The 20,442-nt window shown below is 59.4% G+C and carries 19 protein-coding genes; 13 read left to right on the top strand and 6 right to left on the bottom strand.

Annotated elements, in window-relative coordinates:
- Positions 1-246: 246 nt before the first annotated feature.
- Both ACOTTU_RS20900 and ACOTTU_RS20895 read left to right on the top strand, forming a co-directional pair.
- On the top strand, positions 247-1,551 hold the full coding sequence (locus ACOTTU_RS20900; RefSeq protein ID WP_298921906.1) for an AAA family ATPase: 1,305 nt from the start codon (positions 247-249) through the stop codon (positions 1,549-1,551).
- Positions 1,548-2,606 carry a ParB/RepB/Spo0J family partition protein gene (locus ACOTTU_RS20895; protein WP_425660818.1) on the top strand — a complete coding sequence of 353 codons (1,059 nt, stop codon included), beginning with the start codon at positions 1,548-1,550 and terminating at the stop codon, positions 2,604-2,606. Before ACOTTU_RS20900 ends, ACOTTU_RS20895 begins: the two co-directional genes overlap by 4 nt.
- On the opposite strand, the gene bchO is transcribed toward ACOTTU_RS20895, so the two are convergent.
- Genes bchO through crtA form a run of 4 tightly spaced genes read right to left on the bottom strand, consistent with a single transcriptional unit; the run spans position 2,603 to position 6,835 of the window.
- Complete coding sequence (gene bchO / locus ACOTTU_RS20890; protein WP_425660816.1) at positions 2,603-3,466, bottom strand: alpha/beta fold hydrolase BchO; 864 nt, start codon at positions 3,464-3,466, stop codon at positions 2,603-2,605. The two genes, ACOTTU_RS20895 and bchO, sit on opposite strands and share 4 nt — an antisense overlap.
- Positions 3,467-3,471: 5 nt before the next feature.
- Positions 3,472-5,121, bottom strand: a complete 1,650-nt coding sequence (locus ACOTTU_RS20885; RefSeq protein ID WP_425660814.1) for a magnesium chelatase subunit D — start codon at positions 5,119-5,121, stop codon at positions 3,472-3,474.
- Positions 5,118-6,122 (bottom strand): magnesium chelatase ATPase subunit I, encoded by a 1,005-nt coding sequence (bchI, locus tag ACOTTU_RS20880; RefSeq protein WP_425660812.1) that lies wholly within the window; start codon positions 6,120-6,122, stop codon positions 5,118-5,120. The genes ACOTTU_RS20885 and bchI overlap by 4 nt, the downstream gene beginning before the upstream one ends.
- Positions 6,119-6,835, bottom strand: coding sequence for a spheroidene monooxygenase (gene crtA / locus ACOTTU_RS20875; protein WP_425660810.1), 717 nt, complete (start codon positions 6,833-6,835; stop codon positions 6,119-6,121). The genes bchI and crtA overlap by 4 nt, the downstream gene beginning before the upstream one ends.
- Before the next feature lie 107 nt (positions 6,836-6,942).
- On the opposite strand from crtA, the gene ACOTTU_RS20870 reads away from it, so the two are divergent.
- The 3 genes from ACOTTU_RS20870 to tspO are packed head-to-tail and all read left to right on the top strand — an operon-like array spanning position 6,943 to position 10,008.
- On the top strand, positions 6,943-8,487 hold the full coding sequence (locus tag ACOTTU_RS20870; protein ID WP_425660808.1) for a phytoene desaturase: 1,545 nt from the start codon (positions 6,943-6,945) through the stop codon (positions 8,485-8,487).
- Positions 8,484-9,521, top strand: a complete 1,038-nt coding sequence (gene crtB / locus ACOTTU_RS20865; RefSeq protein ID WP_425660806.1) for a 15-cis-phytoene synthase — start codon at positions 8,484-8,486, stop codon at positions 9,519-9,521. The genes ACOTTU_RS20870 and crtB overlap by 4 nt, the downstream gene beginning before the upstream one ends.
- A gap of 4 nt (positions 9,522-9,525) precedes the next feature.
- Positions 9,526-10,008: a tryptophan-rich sensory protein TspO gene (tspO, locus tag ACOTTU_RS20860; RefSeq protein WP_425660804.1), complete on the top strand. Its 483-nt coding sequence runs from the start codon at positions 9,526-9,528 to the stop codon at positions 10,006-10,008.
- 3 nt (positions 10,009-10,011) lie between these two features.
- Here tspO and crtC read toward each other — a convergent pair whose 3' ends face one another.
- A complete protein-coding gene (gene crtC / locus ACOTTU_RS20855; protein ID WP_425660866.1) occupies positions 10,012-10,884 on the bottom strand; it encodes a carotenoid 1,2-hydratase in 873 nt (290 codons plus the stop codon).
- Complete coding sequence (gene crtD / locus ACOTTU_RS20850) at positions 10,881-12,431, bottom strand: 1-hydroxycarotenoid 3,4-desaturase CrtD (RefSeq protein ID WP_425660802.1); 1,551 nt, start codon at positions 12,429-12,431, stop codon at positions 10,881-10,883. The genes crtC and crtD overlap by 4 nt, the downstream gene beginning before the upstream one ends.
- Before the next feature lie 93 nt (positions 12,432-12,524).
- Between crtD and ACOTTU_RS20845 the strand changes: the two genes are divergently transcribed.
- The 8 genes from ACOTTU_RS20845 to pufQ all read left to right on the top strand — a co-directional run bounded on the left by ACOTTU_RS20845 (position 12,525) and on the right by pufQ (position 20,280).
- Complete coding sequence (locus tag ACOTTU_RS20845) at positions 12,525-13,409, top strand: polyprenyl synthetase family protein (RefSeq protein WP_298921993.1); 885 nt, start codon at positions 12,525-12,527, stop codon at positions 13,407-13,409.
- Positions 13,402-14,526: a methyltransferase gene (locus tag ACOTTU_RS20840; protein ID WP_425660800.1), complete on the top strand. Its 1,125-nt coding sequence runs from the start codon at positions 13,402-13,404 to the stop codon at positions 14,524-14,526. The genes ACOTTU_RS20845 and ACOTTU_RS20840 overlap by 8 nt, the downstream gene beginning before the upstream one ends.
- 129 nt (positions 14,527-14,655) lie before the next feature.
- Positions 14,656-15,597, top strand: coding sequence for a chlorophyll synthesis pathway protein BchC (gene bchC, locus ACOTTU_RS20835; RefSeq protein ID WP_298921917.1), 942 nt, complete (start codon positions 14,656-14,658; stop codon positions 15,595-15,597).
- Between the two features lie 8 nt (positions 15,598-15,605).
- Positions 15,606-16,628 (top strand): chlorophyllide a reductase iron protein subunit X, encoded by a 1,023-nt coding sequence (locus tag ACOTTU_RS20830; protein WP_425660864.1) that lies wholly within the window; start codon positions 15,606-15,608, stop codon positions 16,626-16,628.
- A gap of 134 nt (positions 16,629-16,762) precedes the next feature.
- Entirely contained in the window at positions 16,763-16,939 is a 177-nt protein-coding gene (locus ACOTTU_RS20825; RefSeq protein WP_425660798.1) for a hypothetical protein, read from the top strand.
- Positions 16,936-18,516, top strand: a complete 1,581-nt coding sequence (gene bchY, locus ACOTTU_RS20820; RefSeq protein WP_425660796.1) for a chlorophyllide a reductase subunit Y — start codon at positions 16,936-16,938, stop codon at positions 18,514-18,516. The genes ACOTTU_RS20825 and bchY overlap by 4 nt, the downstream gene beginning before the upstream one ends.
- Positions 18,517-18,562: 46 nt before the next feature.
- Positions 18,563-20,038: a chlorophyllide a reductase subunit Z gene (bchZ, locus tag ACOTTU_RS20815; RefSeq protein ID WP_425660794.1), complete on the top strand. Its 1,476-nt coding sequence runs from the start codon at positions 18,563-18,565 to the stop codon at positions 20,036-20,038.
- On the top strand, positions 20,035-20,280 hold the full coding sequence (gene pufQ, locus ACOTTU_RS20810; RefSeq protein WP_425660792.1) for a cytochrome PufQ: 246 nt from the start codon (positions 20,035-20,037) through the stop codon (positions 20,278-20,280). Before bchZ ends, pufQ begins: the two co-directional genes overlap by 4 nt.
- Positions 20,281-20,442: the final 162 nt, after the last annotated feature.

Genomic DNA, 20,442 nt, shown 5'->3' with positions numbered 1-20,442 from the left:
TAGGATGTGGTGTGCAGAAACTGTCCCCCAATATTTCGAAAACCTTCCAATCTGTAGTCCCACCTGTTGATGGTTCGGCGAATCAGGTTTTTCTTTTGCTTCCGCTTGTGAAGCCTGGTCAAACCGCTCGCGGCAGTTAATCGCGCGTTCACCATATTCTCTTTTGCATTTTGTGCCAAATCCGCGTAAATCTGAAAAAAACAAGAATTAGCGTCCCTGCGGGGACATCGTAAATGACAGGCACATATGTTCACGCATTCCGATCTTGCTAAGCTTCAGGCGCAATCTCTCAAAATGCAGGGGTTTATCCGCCAGCAAACCTATAGCCCGCAGAATGAAAAGACCCTGCGGCGTTTTTCCAGCTGGGAAGTGGCCGAACTGATCTTCAAGGTAAATCAATCGACGATGCGCGGGCGGCTTGCGGCGGACCCTACCCTGCCCCAGGGAACGGTTGAGGCAGACGGGCGCCAGCACTGGTATTCGTTGGAGGAGATCAACGAGATGCGCCGTCGGTTGAAGGTGAACCGCCGGTCGTTGATGCCGTATCGACCGGCAGGCAAGCGGGCGATGCGGGCCGCGATCGCCAATTTCAAAGGGGGTGCGGGAAAGTCTACCGTGGCGCTTCACTTTGCCCATGCGGCAGCGCTTGATGGCTACCGGGTGCTATGTGTCGACTTTGATCCGCAAGCAACGCTCAGCCACTCCATGGGGCTTTCCGATGTGGCGGAGGAATATACCGTCTGGGGTATCATGGCGCGTGATCTGGCGGCTGAAACCGAGCGGATGAACAGGGCGTCCCAAGGTGCTGAGAGTGGAACCGCCCTGCCCCAGCGCCGCCTGCCCAGCAGTATCGCTGACATGGGGCTCGCCGATCTGCGCGCGGCCGATTTCATCAAGCCGACGAACTGGCCGACCATCGACATCGTGCCCTCCTGTGCGAATGCGGCCTTTGTCGAATTTGCCTCCGCTCAGTACCGTCATCTTAATCCCGAATGGTCCTTCTTTGCTGCTGTGTCGCGTTTTCTGGATCAATTGCCCAATGATGCCTACGACCTGATCCTCTTCGATTGCCCGCCTGCGATCGGCTATCAGTCCATGAACGCGGTCTTTGCAGCTGATATGCTCTACATCCCCTCCGGGCCTGGCTATTGGGAATACGATTCCACGACCTCTTTCATTGGGCAGCTGGCGGAAGCATTGGAAGACCTCAGCCGTTTTAACGGGCTTGTCCCCGCGGGGACAATGAACCTGCCCAAGGTGTTTCTGGACCTGCGTTTCCTGCTGACACGGTTCGAGCCGAACAACGATTTGCATCGGGCGATGCAACAGGCCTTTGTGAAGGTGTTTGGCGATAGGGTGACGGAGCACCCCATCGAAATGACCCGCGCGGTTGAGCAATCCGGGCGGTTTTTATCGTCCATATACGAGATCGATTACCGCGACATGACGCGCGAAACCTGGCGCCGGGCAAGGGCGAGTTTTGATCAGGCCTATGGAGAATTCCGCACCCATCTCTGCGCGGCCTGGGACCAGCTGGAGGATGAGGCATGAGCAAGCGACGCGTCTTTGATATCGACTTTGATGAGGCCACTGTCCCTGCGGGGACAGTGAACGAACCCCCTGCCCGTCGCGGCCCTATGGCGGCAGCCATTTCGGAAAATGCAGAAGCTTTGGGTGTGCGTCAAACGACGGAAGCCGAAATCAGGGCTGAGAACGACCGGCTTGCCCATGAATATGTCGCTCTGAAAAAGAATGGCCAGATCGTCGGATTGGTGCCGCTTGACGAGATTCAGATGACCAAATTGGTGCGTGACCGGTCGGCAGACCGGGATGCCGATCTGGAGGAGTTGAAGGCTTCCATTCTGGCCGTTGGTCTGTCCAATCCGATCCATGTCGAGGAAGTTTCTGGCGGGTATGAGTTGATACAGGGGTTCCGGCGATTGAGCGCCTATCGAGAGTTGGCCAAACAGACTGGCGATGCCCGGTTCAAAAGCATTCCGGCAACGCTTCAGGCAAAGGGCGCGCAGCTTGATCATCTTTACCGTCGCATGGTCGATGAAAATCTGGTGCGGCGCGATATCTCCTTTGCCGAGATGGCCCAGCTTGCGATGTCTTATGGCGTTCGAAGTGGACAGTCGGTCGCCGCGGCGATCGAGGCACTTTATGCCTCGGCTGGCCGTCAGAAGCGCAGTTATATTCGTCATTTTGCGCATCTGTTGAAGGTATTGGGCGATAACCTGAAGTTTCCTGAAGTGATCCCGCGCGCTACCGGTCTAAGTCTTGTCAAATTGCTGGAGGAGAACCCCCGTTTCGCTGGGCAGGTCAGGGCCGTTTTGAACAGCCAACCGAGCCGGGATGCCGCCCTTGAGCTATCGCTTTTGCGCAGTGCTGTGACCGGTGGCCAGAAGAAGCCGAAAACAACCAAACCAGGCAGTTCAAGAGCCTCTGCAAAGACAACCATCAAGTTGAACCGACCTGAAGGGGTGGCAAAATGCACCGCGTCTGCCGGTAAATTCGAGGTTGTTCTGGATCATGATTTCGGGGCGATTGAACCACGCAAGCTCGAAGCCGCGGCACGGGCTTTTCTGGATCGGTTGAAGGGCTAATCTGACAGGAAGCGCAGAATGTGATCTGCAACGATGTCCGGTACTTCTTCATGTACCAAGTGACCTTTGCCACCCAGCTCCACCAACCTGGCATTCGGTATTCGACCGGCGGCCCCGCGTGCGACCGCCGGCGGGACCGTGCCGTCCTGATCCCCGGTAATGAAAAGGGTCTCGGCAAGCATGGCGGGTAGACTACCGATCAGGTGATCAAGCGACCATTGCGCCATCATGAGCAACGTGGCGTCGACGTGATCTCGATCTGCTACAAGCTGTCGATAGAAATCAATACCCTGCTCGTCCAGTTTAGAGCCTGTACTGCCAATTAGTGTCTCAATTCGCCGGGTGCGCGCAGCAGCGACCGAGAATGCTGTAGCCGTGAATGGAATAGCTGCCAGAAGCTTGGCCATCGCGGGGAACATAAGTCCGGCGATGCCGTCAAATGTATCCAGGGCTGGGTTGATCCCGACGATGCGTGGCGGATGTCCCCGCGGGGACATCAGGGTCTTTGACAGATTGAGGGCGATGGCGCCCCCGGCGGAGTGACCGATGATGGAATCAGGCGACCAGCCCTCATGCACACACAGGGATTCAATGTCGGCCGACATGGCATCCAGCCCGCATCGGTGCCGCGCGCCGAGCTTGGTGAAACCCTGTCCGGGCAAGTCGATTGCGATGACCTCGAAGCGCTTTGCCAAATGGGGAATGAGAGACCGGAAACTATGTGTGCTGCCGCCTGCACCATGTAACAGGAGCACAAGCGGCCCTTTCCCCCTCTGTTGTATGTGCCACCTATGTGGCGGCGACATTACGCGGCGGGACAATTCGGCATGGGGCCATTCTGGGGGAGGTGGCCAGCGCATGGCGTTCAGACGCCCAGAGCGACGCTTACAGCTCCTGTGAGGGTCTGTGCGTCAGCGCGGGGCAAGGCAAGGTACGAACCGTCACATTCGAGTGCCAGCGCTTCCAGCCCCGATTGCGGGCGCGCGGACATGTCGATCACGAGGCTGCTGATGCCATGGGATCGGATCATTTGTGCGACTTTTCCGGCATCGGCGGAAGCACGGGCGCGATCAGCGCTGCCATCTAGCGCGATGTTGGCGCGCCCGTCGGTCAATGCGATCATAGTGGGTGTCAAACCCTTGCCGCGACTTTGCAGGGCAAGGAGTAATGCTTGTTGCAGGCCAGTGGCCAGTGGCGTGCCGCCGCCGCCAGGAAGGTTGGCAAGGCGGCGCTTGGTCTGTACAAGAGATCGCGTGGGCGGCAACAGGATTTCAGCATCCAGACCCCGAAACGAAATCAGGGCTACATGATCGCGATCCGCGTAAGCTTGGGCAAGGAGCAATTCGATGGCTCCTTTTGCTTCGTTTAGTCGTGAAACAGCCGCGGAGCCCGACGCGTCGACCGCAAAGATGAGGAGACGGTCGGATTGCTCCTGATAGCGTTTCAGGCGTATGTCGGACGGTCGGATCAGCAACTTCGAGGTCAGTGCATTCTGTTTCCGGCGGATTGGTTGCCAAGGTGCTGCGGCTCTGAGCGTGGCTACGAGGTCGATGCGATTGCGTCCGTCAAGACGTCCGGGGCGCGAGGGCAGGGGGCGCCCTCGTCTGTTTCCCTTGCGTTTTTGACCCGCGCCCTGACCGGTCGATCTTCGTGCTGTCCCCGTGGGGACAAGGCCTGCGAGGACATGCGGCGGCAATAGTGCCCTGACAGCGTCAACCAGCATGTCGCCTTCGGGTATGTCACGGGACGTATCAGCGTTCGGTTCCGCGCCGGTTTCGGGCTCGGGAGCAGGTGTTGTGTCTGGTTCCACGTCGCTGGGAATTTGAGTGGCGCGTTGCGGGTAAACGAGGCTGACGGCGACTTCGATATCCCGCTGATCCAGTTTTTTGTGCCCGATGAAGGCCGCATGTGCCCGCGCGACGCGAAGCGCAAGAAGGGGCGCTCGCATGCTGTCGATCCCGAACTGCGACGCCAAAGCCGTCACCGTGTTCAGATCATCAATGGAACAACGGACGGATTGCGGATCAACAAAAGCCGTCCCTGCGGGGACAGGTCGCCATCCGGCGGGCATCTTTCCAATTGGAGAGATATTGAATGGCAAGCGTTCTGTAAGGGCAGGGGGGGTGGCCTCCTCCTCCTCTGCGCCCTCATCAAGGGCGATGATGCAATGACCCGCGTCAAGGTCCAGTTGATGCCCTAGTTTGGCCGCCAGTTCGGTACTGCATCTTTCCGCCATGGACAGGGTTGCAATGAAGTGATTGTCAAATAACCCTTTAAAATCAATGATATGACCGGATTTCAGCGTTGCTGCAAGATCCAACCCCCCAAACAGATGCTCGTCAGAGATGTTGGGATATATTCGTTGGGTGTTTAGGGGTTCCAGAGCACACAGCACCTCGTCCCGTTGGGGGCTTGCGCGCATTCGGACAATGGCGCCTCCAAGGTAGCCAGGTGCGAAGGACAACAAGCCCAATCCGAGCGCCGCGAGGTTCCAGCTTTCGGTTTGAGGGGTCACCCAAGCACCTCCTCCACGACGCGCCCAATGCGCGTGCCCGACCCTGCTTCATCAAGGGGGTCGCGGCGTAGCCGGTGCGATAAGGCCGAGGGCGCGATTTCGCGCAGGTGGTCCCGGTTGAGTTTGCGTTTTCCTTGATAGGCGGCCAATGCGCGGGCCGTCCGCAACAGGGTCAGTTCGCCGCGCAGCCCGTCAGAGCCCAGTGCGATGCAAATCGCGGCACAATCTTCCAGAATGCCGTCGGGCGTTACGATTCTAGGCAGTCGTTTGCGCGCCTTGAGAATTGTATCGCGGATTTTTGCGTCTTCGGCGCTGTGTGTCTCCATGAACGCGGCGTGATCGGACTCAAAAGCATCCCGGCGCCGAATAACCTCAACCCTTTCGCCGATCTCATCGGGGGATCGGACCTCGACCGACAGACCGAAGCGATCAAGTAACTGAGGACGTAGTTCGCCTTCCTCGGGGTTGCCGGACCCAACGAGCACAAAGCGCGCCGGATGACGGATGGACAGGCCCTCCCGTTCAACCACGTTCTCGCCCGATTGGGCGACATCGAGCAACAGATCGACGATGTGATCTTCCAGCAGATTGACCTCGTCGATGTAGAGATAGCCGCGGTTTGCACGCGCCAGAAGGCCGGGTTCAAACGCCTTTTCCCCGCGTGTCAGCGCGCGTTCGATGTCCAGCGCACCCACCACTCTGTCTTCGGTGGCCCCCAGCGGCAAATCAATGACGGGCGTGGGGCGTGTGACGAGTTTTTTGGAACCCAGTTCCGCCCAGTCGGGGCATTCAGCGGATTTGGGTGAATTGACCGGGCAGGTTTCCACCACGCGAATGGGGGGCAAGAGGGCCGCCAACGCCCGCACCGCCGTTGATTTGCCCGTGCCTCTGTCACCAAAAACCAGAACGCCGCCGATGCCCGGGTCCACTGCCGTCAGGATCATCGCCTGTTTCATGGCCGTCTGTCCGACAATTGCGGAGAAAGGGAAGGGGGTCTTCATAGAGCGTATTCCAGTGCGTCGAGCGGGCTTTTTCCATCCCATGTACCCGCGTCACCAAGTATGGCGAAACGGGCGTAAAGTTCTTCGGAAAACCAGTTGCCCTCGCGCACGGCGCGAATGGCGGCGGCATGTGGTCCGTTGCTGCGGGCAAATTCCGCCATCGCCGCAGCATCTGGCCAGATCGAAAACGTAATCTGGTGCAGCAGAGGAACCTCGCCAATGCCGATCTTGAATGCGACGTTCTGATCAGACCCGATCATGCGGCTGATGTCCGGAACGCGTCGCCAGAATTTCAGGGCAACGGACGGTTTGATCGTCGCGCGTGTCAAGGCGGCCAGGGGCCCGCCGGATGCCCGGTGCGTGCTCTGGAAAGGTGCCACGCCTGACCATTGCCCCCGGGCAGAGGCGGTTTCCAGATATACTGTCCAGTCTTCGGTGGCTTTGCGCCGGTAACGATCGAAAATCTCGGCTTGGGCGGTTTGCGTGCGTGCGGTCTGTTCATCCGGCCAACTGGCAAGGATCGCGTAGACGGAGGTGTTGGGGATCGGGGTGAAGCCTTCGCCGGTGCCGGACCCGCAAAGTTTCCAGAAATCGATTCCAGGCACTTTGGGCAATGCTGTCCGAGCCATGCCCATCATCGCAAATGCCCAAAGGCGTGCCGCCGGGCGGGCAAAGCGGAAAAAGCTCAGTGATACAATGGGCGTGCCGGTCATTGCGCGCTGTGAAACTCCCCAGTTGTCAATTTAGTCTGACACGCAAATGCGCCGATGGGAAGAAGACAATTGTAAACTTAACTAGACACATTTACGGTGTTGGTGAGATGACACGTGTAGATCCCATCGACTCTGCAGACGCCCGAGACGGACGACGTCACCGGGCGATCGTGATTGGTGCCGGACTCGGAGGGCTGGCGGCGGCCATGCGTCTGGGGGCCAAAGGCTACCGGGTCACGGTGATTGACAAGCTCGATGTCCCAGGCGGGCGCGGCTCAGCGCTCTGGCAGGAGGGTCACCGCTTTGACCTTGGCCCGACAATTGTGACGGTGCCACAGCTCTACCGTGCGCTTTGGAGCGCTTGCGGGCGTAATTTCGACGATGACGTGACCCTCAAGGCACTTGATCCGTTTTATGAAATCAGATGGCCCGACGGCACCAGATTTGTGGCCCAGCAGGATACCGACAAACTGCGTGCCGAAGTCGCGAAACTGTCGCCCAGCGATCTGGCGGGTTTCGACAGGTTCCTCAATGACAGCGCCAAGCGGTACTGGTTTGGGTTTGAAGACCTCGGGCGCCGGTCCATGCATCAGCTTTGGGAACTGATCAAAGTGCTGCCCACCTTCGCCCGGCTCAGAGCCGACAGATCGGTCTACGCGCATGCCGCCAGCCGGGTCAAAAACGAAAAACTGCGCATGGCGCTGAGTTTTCATCCGCTCTTCATTGGCGGAGACCCTTTGCATGTGACCTCGATGTATATTCTCGTCGCCTATCTCGAAAAGGAATTCGGGGTGCATTACGCCATGGGCGGATTGGCCGGTATGGCGCGCGCCATGGGTAATGTGATCGAGGATCAGGGCGGCTCACTGCTGATGGAAACACAGGTGGATGAGATCGTCGTGCGCGACGGCGCGGTCACAGGCGTGCGTCTGGGCTCCGGCATCGAAATGGGGGCAGATATCGTCGTGTCCAACGCTGATTCCGGTCATACCTACAATACGCTTTTGCGCAATCACAAAAAACGCCGCTGGACGCCGAAGAAACTGGCGCGCACGCGGTATTCCATGAGCCTGTTTGTCTGGTATTTCGGCACCAAGGGCACAGCGCATCAGTGGCCCGATGTGGGTCACCACACAATTCTGAACGGGCCGCGCTACACCGGGCTTTTGCGCGATATCTTCATCAAGGGAAAACTCTGCGACGACATGAGCCTTTATGTGCATCGCCCCTCTGTCACCGACCCCTCCGTTGCGCCGGAGGGTGATGACACCTTCTATGTGCTCAGCCCGGTGCCGCATCTGGGGCATGACAACGGTGTCGACTGGGCGGACGAAGAACCACGTTACAAGGCCAAGATGCTGGCAATGCTCGAAGAGCAGCTATTGCCCGGTCTGGGCGACAAGATCAGCACCGAGGTCGTTTTCACACCCGAGACATTCCGCGACCGATACCTCAGCCCGCTTGGTGCTGGATTTTCCATCGAGCCACGCATTCTGCAAAGCGCGTGGTTCCGCCCACATAATATCTCGGAAGAGGTCGACGGGCTTTACCTTGTGGGGGCGGGTACGCATCCCGGCGCAGGTGTGCCTGGTGTCATTTCTACGGCTGAAGTCCTGAGCACATTGATCCCCGATGCGGAGGTTGTCGAATGATTGCGCCACATGATCTGGAACATTGCCGGGAGGCCATCCGCCATGGATCCTTGTCTTTCCACGCAGCCTCCAGACTGCTGCCCGCCAAGGTGCGGGATCCGGCATTGGCGCTTTATGCGTTTTGTCGTCTGGCCGATGATGAGGTCGATCTGAAGGCCGAAAAGGTCGAAGCGGTTCTGCGGCTGCGCGACCGGCTGGATGCGGTCTATGCGGGCCGCCCGAAAGATGCAGCCCCGGACCGCGCCTTTGCCGCCATTGTCGAGGATTTCGAGATGCCGCGCGCCTTGCCCGATGCCTTGCTCGAAGGTCTGGCATGGGATGCGGCAGAGCGACGTTACAGGACCTTGTCCGGGGTCAAGGATTATTCTGCCCGTGTGGCCTCCGCCGTGGGGGCGATGATGTGCGTGCTGATGGGGGTACGGGATGCGCATGCGCTGGCGCGGGCCTGCGATCTGGGCGTCGCCATGCAGTTGACGAATATCGCCCGCGATGTGGGAGAAGACGCTCTTGAGCGCCGCATTTATCTGCCGCTGGATTGGCTGAAAGAGGCGGGCATTGATCCTGAAACCTTCCTGCAAGACCCCAAGCCCACGAAAGCCATACGCAGAATGGTCAAACGTCTCGTGATGGAGGCCAACCGCCTGTACATGCGCTCCGAGGCTGGTGTGGGTGCCTTACCAAGGGGGTGCCGTCCGGGAATTTACGCGGCGCGGTTCATTTATGCGGGTATCGGTGGCCAGCTCACAGCAATGGGCTACGATTCGATATCGGCGCGCGCACGCACCAGCAAGGCGCAGAAGATCGGGTGGCTCGGGCAATCGCTGCTGCTCAGCGGCGCAAGCCTGATGATGCCGCGGTCCTCCGTTCTTTACGCGCGTCCGTTGGAGGAAGTTCAGTTTCTGGTTGATGCCACAGCGCTTGGGCGACCAGCCTCCTCGCGCAGTGACGCCCTGATTTCGGTACTGGCAACGCTGGAACAACGCCGCCTTGAACAACGTGCACAGTTGACGGGACGATCCGCTGGGGTAACGTGACGCCATGTTCTGGCTTCTTTTCTGCATTTTCTTTGCTGCTTGCCTCGGGGCAGGCGCTACCGGTGGGTTGTTCCCACCCGGTGCGTGGTATCGCGGGCTCAACAAACCCTGGTTCACGCCGCCTGACTGGGTCTTCCCTGTTACCTGGATCACGCTTTACGTTTGCATGTCCGTCGCGGGCGCGCGAGTGGCTCTTCTGGAAGGCAGTGGCGTCGCTCTGGCATTCTGGTCGCTGCAGATTGCCTTGAACGGGCTCTGGACCCCGGTATTCTTTGGCCTCAAGAACATACGCTTGGGTATGGGCGTCGTGGGACTCCTCTGGTTCGCTGTGTTGAGTTGCCTTCTGGCGATGTGGCAGCTGGATGCCGTGGCGGGGTTGTTGTTCGTGCCCTATCTGATCTGGGTGAGTATCGCGTCTGCCCTGAACGCCGGTGTCTGGAAGCTGAACCCGGAGATGGCGCGAGAGCCGCCGGGTACGGCGGGCTGATCCTTAGTCAAAGTGCCATCTGGCTCGGCGGGGCACACGCACCGCCAACATCGGTTTGAGCAGCGGGCTTCTGAACCGACGCAGATCAAGCGCTTCATGTACGCCCGTTGTGCGTTCGCCATCCAATTGTGTCTCAACGGCAGAGCGAGAATAAAACGGAGCGTCCAGCATGTTGAGCACTTGCCGCGGTTGGCAGCCGGGATCGCCGCGTGTTGCGCGCTTGATGGCCCAAAGGCTCCGGCGCAAAGGTGCTACCGGGGGCAGGGCGAGCGTTTCCGCTGTGCCATCGTGGTTGAAACGATACCCTGCGGCCAGGGTTGTTCCGTCGCATCTGGTCGCGTCGTAAAAGCACGTCGTCCCCATTGCCGTGGGGTATCGTCCCCAAGTCCAGTAGCTGAAATCTTCTTCCAGCGCCCGGTTACCGAAATTGGCGTCAAAATACCCATCACCTTGCCAGCGCCAGCCCGGGCGGTCGATGTCAACGTCGATGCGCGCCGTGGGGGCAAAGGGGCGCCAGATATGGGCACCATCTTCTGTCAACGGCAATTCAACACCAGTGATCGCCGAAGGTATCAGACGAATTTGCCCCTGTATGCGATTGATCAGGGGCGGCCCCGAGATCTCATTTATGTCGATGATCAACTGATTGTCGGCCCATCGCATCATGGAGGGACCGACCTCAAAGCGGGCACCGGTCTGGCGCAGGGCCGAAGCACCGCGATCTGTCATGGTAAAGCGACCACCGGGCCCGTAGGTCGCGACGTTGATGCACACGTGGTTTTGCGGGTTCTTGCGTCCGGACCACTTGTACCATGGCGAAAAAACCGACCCGATGAAGCCAATCACCGAAATCGCCCGCGTGCCGCAATCGCTCAGGCCGTCGACATACCACCACGCATAGCCGTCGGGTCCGACAGGGATGTCGAAGTTTGGGCGCTTAAGATCGCCTCTGCCGCGTGCCGCGCGGAGAGGGTCGCCATCGGCAGGCCCGCTCCGGGATGGGTGCCGCCGCCCGCGAGCCAGAGGCCCGGAATCTTCGTGCGTGCGGTCGGGCGCCTCAGCGATGCCGTCAGCCCGTGCGGGCTCTGCCCGTAGAGCGCGCCCATCGTTTCGGGAAACATCTGAGCGAAATGCTGGGGCGTTGTGATCGTCGTCATCGATGGTTTCGGCGACAAGGTCACCTGAAAATCCGCTAGTCGCTGCATGATCTGATGATGCCATGTGTCGAGATCCATGGGGGGAGTAAGGGTTTCGGTGGCTGGCGCGTTCGAGATGATCTCGAATCGTTCCAGCGGGGGAACAGGCGTGCCATGCCCGCGGTCCTCGGCACAAAGATAAAGCGTTGGATCAGATGGTATGCGCCCGGCCATGAGGTCGTCAAATTCAGACTGCGGCGTATCTGCGAAAAAAACGTTGTGGTGTGATAGATCGGGTCCCGTTTGGCAGGCGGCAAAGCTGTGCACACGGGCGGAAAAAGACCTCGGTATGGTCAGGGTCTGAGGCGCGATGCCGCATAAATCAGAGCCCAATTTGCCCGTCGTCAGCGCGCGCGGATCGCCTGCGTAGACAATGCATTTGGCGCGAAGATGTTCTGAGCCATTGATTTCAACCCCACTGACCGCACCGTTGTCCAGCGTGATCCTGTCGACATGTGTGTTGGTTCGCATAAGGGCGCCGCGGTTGATCGCCAGAGCGGTCAGAGCTGTCGCCAGACGTTGCATGCCGCCTTGGATAACCCAGACGCCTGCCGCTTCGGCCTGCCAGATCAACGACAGGATTGCCGGGCTGAGGTGCGGTGCGCCGCCCACATAGGTGGCGTAGCGGCCGAAGAGTTGGGACAGACGTGGGTCGCTGAACTGATTGTCCAACATTTGGGAAAGCGTCGAAAGCGGCGCCATTGCGCGCAATAGCCGTGGGTGTCGCAGCACTTCAAGGGCGAGTCGTGGGATTTTTGGTTTGGCTGCCTGCATCATTGGGATGTCGAAAGCGTCAAAGAGTTGCCGGGTACGCCGATTGAACTGACGAAACTCCTCTGCCGATTTATGTCCGGCAAATTCGGCAATGGCCGAGGCGGTTGTCTCGGGGTCCGCGTGCAGGTCCAGCTGGCTGCCATCCGACCAGAAGTGTCGCGCCAGAATATCTTGCCGCATGAGGGTCACGTGATCTTCGAGACGCTCCCCCGCGCAGGCAAAAAGGTCGTCGAAAACGTGGCGCAGGGTCAGCACGGTCGGACCCGCATCAACCGGACCGGCCTCGCTCGGCACAGTCCTGATCTTTCCGCCCATGTGGTTGTGGCGTTCAAGGAGCGTCACCGACATGCCCCCGGCCGAGAGCCGCAAGGCGGTCGCCAACCCGGCAATGCCCCCACCAATGACAATGGCGGCAGGTCGCTCGCTCAGACGCGAAGGGGTTTCAACATCCATAGGCGATTGTTGACTCGTGAAGGTAATGTGTCCAGTATGATTTACACTATTGTGTCCTAATTTAGTGACACATTGCCAATGAAAGGGTTCCGCATGGGCATGACCACCAGAATCGAAGCGGCGCTTTCTTCGGCCATTGCGGTGGGGCAGGGGCGCGGGTCAGTACCCGCCCGACTGGCATCTGCGCTTGATTATGCAACCGCCCCGGGCGGGGCACGTATCCGGCCAACAATATTGATGTCCGTTGCGATGGCCTGTGGGGATGATCGTCCGGAATTGTCGGATGCGGCGGCCTCGGCTCTGGAAATGATCCACTGTGCGAGCCTTGTGCATGATGACCTGCCCTGTTTTGACGATGCTGATGTGCGCCGCGGAAAACCTTCTGTGCACAAAGCCTATTCCGAACCTCTTGCGGTGCTGACGGGTGACAGCCTCATCGTGCTGGCCTTTGAAACCCTGGCGCGGCAATCGGTTCATGCGCCTGATCGTGTGGCCCAGATGATCATGACCCTGGCGCAACGCACTGGCATGCCGGGCGGCATATGTGCGGGGCAGGGCTGGGAAAGCGAGGTCGAGATTGACCTCTCAGCATATCATCAGGCCAAAACCGGCGCTCTGTTCATTGCAGCCACGCAGATGGGGGCGGTTGCTTCGGGTCAGGAAGCGGAGCCATGGTTTGAGCTTGGCGCGCGTATTGGCGAGGCTTTTCAGGTCGCGGATGATCTGCGGGATGCGCTCTATGATGCCGAAACGCTGGGTAAACCGGTGGGGCAGGATGATCTGCATGGCCGCCCGAATGCGGTATCGTTGCTGGGGGTGCAGGGGGCGATTTCCCGGCTCAAGGATATTTTGGGCGGTGCGATCGCATCGATCCCTTCATGTCCGGGAGAGGCCCATCTGGCCGAAATGGTCCGGACCTATGCAGAGCGGTTGACGCCGGTTGCGCCAAATGTGACTGCCGCACGCAGCAATGTCTGACACGGCTGGGAACCCACCGCGCTGGCGGGGGAGTTGGCTCAATCGGTTCATCGCGCGGCCCGGATTCCAAAGCTGGGCCAGCAAATTCCCACTGACACGAGGCCAGGCGCGCCGGGATGGCGCCGTTCTTTTCAATGTTGTTCAAGGGTTTGTCCAAAGTCAGGTGCTGATGGCTCTGGTGGAACTAGATATCTTGCATCGGCTGCGCGCTGGTCCGCAAACCGCGCAAACCCTTGGCCTTGCGGCACAGGTGCCACCGGAAAAAATGCAGGTTTTGCTACAGGCTGCCGCGGCATTGAAGCTGCTCAAGCGTGACGGGGCAGGGCGGTTCGGCCTGGCGCGCAAGGGGGCGGCTCTGATGGGCGTGCCGGGACTGGAGGCCATGATCCGCCATCATCGCGCCTTTTACGCAGATATGGCGGATCCGGTAGCGTTGCTGCGAGATCCCGGCCACACCGCGCTTTCAGAATTCTGGCCCTATGTCTTTGGGGCCAAGGGGGACCTTGATCCTGAGGTTGCCGAGACATATTCCGATTTGATGGCGCAGAGCCAGCAACTGGTTGCCGAAGACACATTACGCGCGGTGTCCTTTGCTGATGTGCGGCATCTCATGGATGTTGGGGGCGGGACAGGGGCCTTTCTGGCCGCTGTTGGTCGCGCGGAACCTCATCTGAAGTTGACGCTCTTCGACCTGCCTGAGGTCACGCCATCGGCTGCCGCGCGTTTTGAGACCGAAGGCCTGCAGGCTCGGGCCCAGATCCACGCGGGTTCGTTCAGGGACAGTCCTTTGCCGCAGGGCGCAGATATGATTTCGCTGATACGGGTTCTCTACGATCATGCTGATGAGACGGTCTCTGATCTTCTCGGGGCAGTTTTTGACGCTCTGCCTGCGGGGGGGCGCTTGCTGGTGTCTGAGCCCATGGGCGGCGGCAGCACGCCCGACATGGCGGGCGATGTCTATTTTGCATTCTACACGATGGCGATGAAAACCGGTCGTACGCGATCTGCCGATGAGATTGCGGCGCTTTGTGCGGAGGCGGGATTCGAAGCGATCAAGAGCCCGAAACCAGCCCGCAATTTCGTTACACGTGTGCTCACGGCCAGCAAGCCCGGGTGAATCATTTGAGCAAAGTGTCCGTTTTAGTTGACACAAAAATATGTCAGCTTAAACTGACAGAATGACAGCAATCTGCACGATGAGTCTTTGACGAAGATCAAATCGATCGGTGCAGATGAGGAGAGACACTTGGAAACCACAGCCGTTCTTCTGAAAGGTCCGCGCGATCTTGAAGTGGATAGCCTGACGTTAAAGTCGCCGGGTGCCGAGGATTTGGTGGTTGAAATTCTTCACTCCGGAATTTCGACTGGTACTGAAAAACTCTTCTGGACAGGAGAGATGCCGCCGTTTCCGGGCATGGGGTACCCTCTCGTTCCGGGTTACGAAGCTGTGGGCCAAGTCGTGGAAGCACCGTTATCGACAGGATACCGGGCCGGAGATCATGTCTTTGTGCCGGGGGCCAACTGCTATGATGGTGCCTTTGGTCTTTTTGGGGGCGCGTCTTCGCGTGTCGTGACGGCGGCAGATCGGGTGACGCGAATCGATTCCGGTCTGGGCGCACAAGGTGCGCTGCTGGCGCTAGCCGCGACGGCGCGCCACGCTATGGCTGGTCTGAACAAATCCATGCCGGACCTGATCATTGGTCACGGCGTCCTTGGTCGGTTGCTTGCCCGGTTGACGATTGCAGCGGGCGCACCGGCACCCGTTGTCTGGGAAATTGATCCGTCACGGCGCACGGGGGCCAGAGGATATCAGGTCTGTGCTCCGGATGAAGACGACCATGCCGCATATATGTCTGTCTATGATGCATCGGGCAGCGCAGATGTGCTGAACACGCTGATGGGGTGTCTGGGCAAGGGTGGCGAGATCGTTCTGGCCGGGTTTTACAAGGAGCCTCTGAGCTTTGCCTTTCCACCGGCTTTCATGAAAGAGGCGCGTTTTCGGGTGGCTGCCGAATGGACCCATGATGATCTGGCGGCGACACGCGCGTTGGTGGAAAGCGGAACGCTCAGCCTTGATGGGCTGATTACGCATACGGCCGACGCCACGGATGCACCAGCTGCCTATGAGCGTGCCTTCTCCGACCCGGCGTGCCTGAAAATGATTTTGAACTGGAGGAACGTGGCGTGAAAGACGGTATCGACGAAAAGCGCCAGACCAAAGGTGACGTGCCAAACCTGAAAGAGTTCGACAAGCGGTTGCGCGACGAAGCTGCGGCAGAGCCAACCTTGGAGGTGCCGCAAACTGCGCCGACGTCCAAGACGCAGATCATCGCGATCTACGGCAAGGGTGGCATCGGCAAATCCTTCACCTTGGCAAACCTCAGCCACATGATGGCGGAGCAGGGTAAACGCGTGCTGTTGATCGGGTGTGATCCAAAATCGGATACGACCTCACTGCTGTTCGGTGGCAAGGCGTGCCCCACGATCATCGAGACCTCCACACGCAAAAAGCTCGCGGGTGAAGAGGTGAAGATCGGGGATGTCTGTTTCAAACGTGGTGGTGTCTTCGCCATGGAACTTGGAGGCCCCGAAGTGGGTCGCGGCTGTGGCGGGCGTGGGATCATCCACGGCTTCGAACTGCTCGAAAAGCTCGGCTTCCATGACTGGGATTTTGACTATGTGCTGCTTGATTTCCTGGGCGACGTGGTTTGCGGCGGCTTTGGCCTGCCGATTGCGCGCGACATGGCGCAAAAGGTCATTCTGGTCGCCTCGAATGATTTGCAGTCGCTCTACGTGGCAAACAATGTCTGTTCGGCGGTGGAGTACTTCCGCAAGCTCGGTGGCAATGTCGGTGTCGCGGGGCTGGTGATCAACAAAGATGACGGCACCGGCGAAGCAGCGGCTTTTGCCCAGGCCGTCGATATCCCCGTCCTCGCGGCGATCCCCCAGGATGATGACCTGCGCAAGAAATCCGCCAACTATCAGATCGTTGGAACGGCGCAATCGCAATGGGGCGATCTTTTTGCGCAGCTTGGAGAAAATGTTGCCGTGGCCCCGCCCGTGCGTCCTTCACCGTTGGATCAGGACGGTTTGCTGGGCCTTTTCGATGCCTCCGAAACCGGAGGTGACATTGTACTTGAGCCTGCGACCGACGTGGATATGCGCGGAAAGAACGCAGAGCCGAAACCATCGCTGGAGGTCGTATATGATGATGCATGAACCCCAAACCCGTTCGTCCGAGCAACAGCCCGACACTGGCCGGAAGGACATGCTCGCCGACCAGATCATGCAGCTTTTGCAGGATATCGGTTTTCTGCCAAGCAGGTCAGATGACCAGACGCCAGGTAGACTGAATGAAAAAGCTTGATCATTTCACACATAGTCAACTCGCGGTGGACCGTGGGGCGCGGATGTGTGCGCAGTCGGACGCGCGATCAGAGTCCAGTCAGGAAGCGATAGAACAGTCGCGAGAGTTGGCCGATGAATTGATGAGCGATCAAAGCCCCGATCAACGGGTAGAGCCCGAGTGAAAAACGAGATCACATATGACGACGCGGACAGCGTACAAGTGATCAAAGGTCATCCCCACGGGGATATCGAACGGGCACCCACGGGCGCGCACGAAACGGCGGCGCCGGAACAGGGGTGTCACTCCGGCGGCGATATGGCGGAGGCGGCGCGGCTGGCCGGAAAGTCAGAGATACTCGATAAATTCAGAGCGGATTACCCGATAGGCCCGCACGACAAACCACAATCGATGTGCCCGGCCTTTGGGTCTTTGCGCGTGGGATTGCGGATGAAGCGTGTCGCGACGGTGCTGTCGGGTTCAGCCTGTTGCGTCTATGGCCTGACCTTTGTGTCGCATTTTTACGGCGCGCGCCGGTCAGTGGGTTATGTGCCGTTCAATTCCGAAACGCTTGTGACGGGTAAGCTCTTTGAAGACATCCGCGAGAGCGTGCATGAGCTGGCGGACCCGGATCGGTATGACGCAATTGTGGTGACCAACTTATGTGTCCCTACGGCGAGCGGGGTTCCGCTGCGGTTGTTGCCGGATGAAATCAATGGCGTGCGTATTGTGGGCATCGACGTGCCCGGCTTTGGCGTCCCCACCCACGCCGAGGCCAAGGACGTTCTGGCAGGCGCGATGCTGGAATACGCCCGCAAAGAGATCGAGGCTGGGCCTGTTGCGCGTCCCAAGGGCGGCAAACATGACCGCCCGACCGTTGCGATGCTGGGCGAGATGTTCCCGGCCGACCCGATGATGATCGGGCAGATGCTCAGCCCCATGGGGCTGGCCGCAGGGCCCGTTGTGCCCTGTCGCGAGTGGCGCGAATTATACGCAGCACTTGATTGTGGCGTCGTGGCCGCGATCCATCCTTTCTACACCGATGCCGTGCGCCAGTTTCAGGCGGCGGGCCGCGCGGTTGTCGGCTCCGCCCCGGTAGGTCGCGATGGGACGGCATCGTGGTTGGCGGCTATTGGCGCGGCTTATGGTGTTGCGGCTGACAAGATCGCCGCTGCCCAAAACGCAGTTTTGCCTGCTATTGCAGGTGCGCTTGCCAGCAAACCGATCGACGGGACGATCACGTTGTCGGGCTACGAGGGCTCGGAACTTCTGGTTGCCCGTCTGCTGATCGAAAGTGGCGCGAAGGTTCCTTATGTCGGTACGGCCTGCGCCAAGTCGCCGTGGTCGGAGGATGATGCGGATTGGCTGATGGCCAAGGGCACCAAGGTTCAGTTCCGCGCATCGCTTGAAGATGATTGCGCCGCGATGGAAGCGATCCAGCCCGATCTGGCCATCGGCACGACACCTGTTGTGCAGAAAGCCAAGCAAAAGGGCATTCCCGCCCTCTATTTCACCAACCTGATTTCGGCACGTCCCCTGATGGGTGTTGCCGGTGCCGGATCATTGGCTGAGGTGATCAACGCGGCGATCGCCAACAAGGGCCGTATGGACCGGATGAAAGCCTTTTTCGAAGGTGTTGGCCACGAAGATACCGCAGGCGTCTGGGAGGGCACGCCCAACCTGCGTCCTGATTTCCGCGCCCAGCATCAAAAGAAGCTCGACAAGCAAGCCAGGGCGGCAAAGGCCGCGCAGATGGTATGAGGTGTGCAACTCCACATAACCGCGCTCGACGTGTTGGAGGTGCCGCATGCTAGTCACCGATCATGATCGCGCCGGCGGCTACTGGGGGGCAGTTTACGCTTTTTGCGCCGTGAAAGGATTGCAGGTTGTGATTGACGGCCCCGTTGGCTGCGAGAACCTGCCCGTCACCTCTGTGTTGCATTACACCGATGCGCTGCCGCCCCATGAGCTGCCCATTGTGGTCACAGGTCTGGGCGAGGGCGAAATGGGATCTGGCACCGAAGAGTCCATGAAGCGGGCCTGGGACACACTTGATCCGGCGCTGCCCGCCGTGGTGGTGACGGGGTCAATCGCCGAGATGATCGGCGGCGGGGTGACGCCGCAAGGCACAAATATTCAAAGATTCCTGCCGCGCACCATTGATGAGGATCAGTGGGAAGCGGCGGATCGGGCGATGACGTGGATTTTTACCGAATTCGGTATGACCAAAGGTCGTATGCCGCCTGAGAAGAAACGTGAGGAAGGTGCGCGTCCTCGCGTCAATATCCTCGGCCCGATGTATGGCACGTTCAACATGCCATCCGATCTGGCCGAAATCCGCAGACTGGTCGAAGGGATCGGCTGCGAGGTCAACATGGTGATGCCTTTGGGCGCGCATGTGGCTGAAATGAGAGATTTGGTAAATGCGGATGTGAACATCTGCATGTACCGCGAGTTCGGGCGCGGGTTGAGCGAGCTTCTTGCCAAGCCGTATCTACAAGCCCCGATAGGGGTCGAGAGTACTACCAAGTTCCTGCGCGCACTGGGGAACCTGGTGGGCCTCGACCCCGAACCTTTTATCCGCCAAGAGAAGCATTCCGCGATCAAACCGGTCTGGGATCTTTGGCGCTCCGTCACGCAGGATTTCTTTGCCACGGCGAATTTCGCCATCGTGGCCAATGAAACCTATTCCCGGGGCATCCGCTTGTTTCTCGAAGATGACATGGGGCTGCCTTGCGCCTTTGCTGTTGCGCGCGTAGCCGGGCAGAAAACCAACAACGAGGAAGTGCGCGCCCTGATGGGGCAAAAACGGCCCCTGATTGTGATGGGCTCGATCAACGAGAAAATGTACCTGGCCGAGCTCAAGGGAGGGCACGGGCCATCCCCTGCGTTTATCCCGGCAAGCTTCCCGGGTGCTGCAATTCGGCGACATACCGGCACGCCGTTCATGGGGTACGCGGGGGCGACCTATCTTGTGCAGGAAATCTGCAACGGGCTCTTTGATGCGCTCTTCCATATCCTGCCGCTCGGCACGGAGATGGATGCCACGGATGCAACGCTGACGCCGTTGCGTCGCGATTTCCCGTGGGATGCGGATGCGCAGGCCATGCTGGACCGGATTGTGGAAACCCACCCGGTTTTGACACGAATTTCAGCCGCGAAGACATTGCGCGATGCGGCAGAGGCGGCGGCACTTGCCGCCGGAGACGAACGGGTGGTGGTCGATACCGTCCGTGCGCTGGACCCGGCACTAGCCGATATTCCCAGAGAGGATCAGACATGAGTGACATGACATCTGACATGATTGAAACGGCGATGGAGACTTCGGTTGAAAGTCCAAATCGCAAAGCGGTGAAGACCGAGTTCATGGTCTATTTTGCCATCATTTTTCTGGCGACCCTGCCTTTGGCGACCCTGACCTGGGCGCTGTCGGCGATCCGGACGCGCAGCTTTACCGAGAAGGGTCCGATGGCCCGCGCCTGGACGCAAGCGCGCATCATTACCCCGATGATCTTCTCGGCCTGAACGATCTCGCGCCGCGGGGCTGGCAAGGCCGGCGGCGCGACCCGACTGCTCGACCGACGTGCGCCTGTCGAGTTCAAAGACTGTCCGCCTTTCAACAAGGTGAGCAGACCCCTGAGGGGGGTAACCCCCAAAGGACCCGGCCGCGGGGTGCGCGGCGTCAGC

Source organism: Roseobacter sp. EG26 (genome assembly GCF_049830555.1).
Classification (GTDB): Bacteria; Pseudomonadota; Alphaproteobacteria; order Rhodobacterales; family Rhodobacteraceae; genus Roseobacter.
The sequence above is the reverse complement of the archived record's forward strand: the minus strand, read 5'-3'. Positions and strand labels throughout refer to the sequence as shown.

What these genes read in the sequence shown, in the direction of transcription:
- ACOTTU_RS20845 (WP_298921993.1), top strand. Translation starts at nt 12,525, where the DNA reads ATGGGCATGACCACCAGAATCGAAGCGGCGCTTTCTTCGGCCATTGCG.
- ACOTTU_RS20895 (WP_425660818.1), top strand. Translation starts at nt 1,548, where the DNA reads ATGAGCAAGCGACGCGTCTTTGATATCGACTTTGATGAGGCCACTGTC.
- ACOTTU_RS20900 (WP_298921906.1), top strand. Translation starts at nt 247, where the DNA reads ATGTTCACGCATTCCGATCTTGCTAAGCTTCAGGCGCAATCTCTCAAA.
- ACOTTU_RS20825 (WP_425660798.1), top strand. Translation starts at nt 16,763, where the DNA reads ATGAAAAAGCTTGATCATTTCACACATAGTCAACTCGCGGTGGACCGT.
- ACOTTU_RS20870 (WP_425660808.1), top strand. Translation starts at nt 6,943, where the DNA reads ATGACACGTGTAGATCCCATCGACTCTGCAGACGCCCGAGACGGACGA.
- bchI (WP_425660812.1), bottom strand. Translation starts at nt 6,122, where the DNA reads ATGAAGACCCCCTTCCCTTTCTCCGCAATTGTCGGACAGACGGCCATG.
- pufQ (WP_425660792.1), top strand. Translation starts at nt 20,035, where the DNA reads ATGAGTGACATGACATCTGACATGATTGAAACGGCGATGGAGACTTCG.
- crtB (WP_425660806.1), top strand. Translation starts at nt 8,484, where the DNA reads ATGATTGCGCCACATGATCTGGAACATTGCCGGGAGGCCATCCGCCAT.
- ACOTTU_RS20840 (WP_425660800.1), top strand. Translation starts at nt 13,402, where the DNA reads ATGTCTGACACGGCTGGGAACCCACCGCGCTGGCGGGGGAGTTGGCTC.
- crtD (WP_425660802.1), bottom strand. Translation starts at nt 12,431, where the DNA reads ATGGATGTTGAAACCCCTTCGCGTCTGAGCGAGCGACCTGCCGCCATT.
- tspO (WP_425660804.1), top strand. Translation starts at nt 9,526, where the DNA reads ATGTTCTGGCTTCTTTTCTGCATTTTCTTTGCTGCTTGCCTCGGGGCA.
- bchZ (WP_425660794.1), top strand. Translation starts at nt 18,563, where the DNA reads ATGCTAGTCACCGATCATGATCGCGCCGGCGGCTACTGGGGGGCAGTT.
- crtA (WP_425660810.1), bottom strand. Translation starts at nt 6,835, where the DNA reads ATGACCGGCACGCCCATTGTATCACTGAGCTTTTTCCGCTTTGCCCGC.
- bchO (WP_425660816.1), bottom strand. Translation starts at nt 3,466, where the DNA reads ATGCGCTGGCCACCTCCCCCAGAATGGCCCCATGCCGAATTGTCCCGC.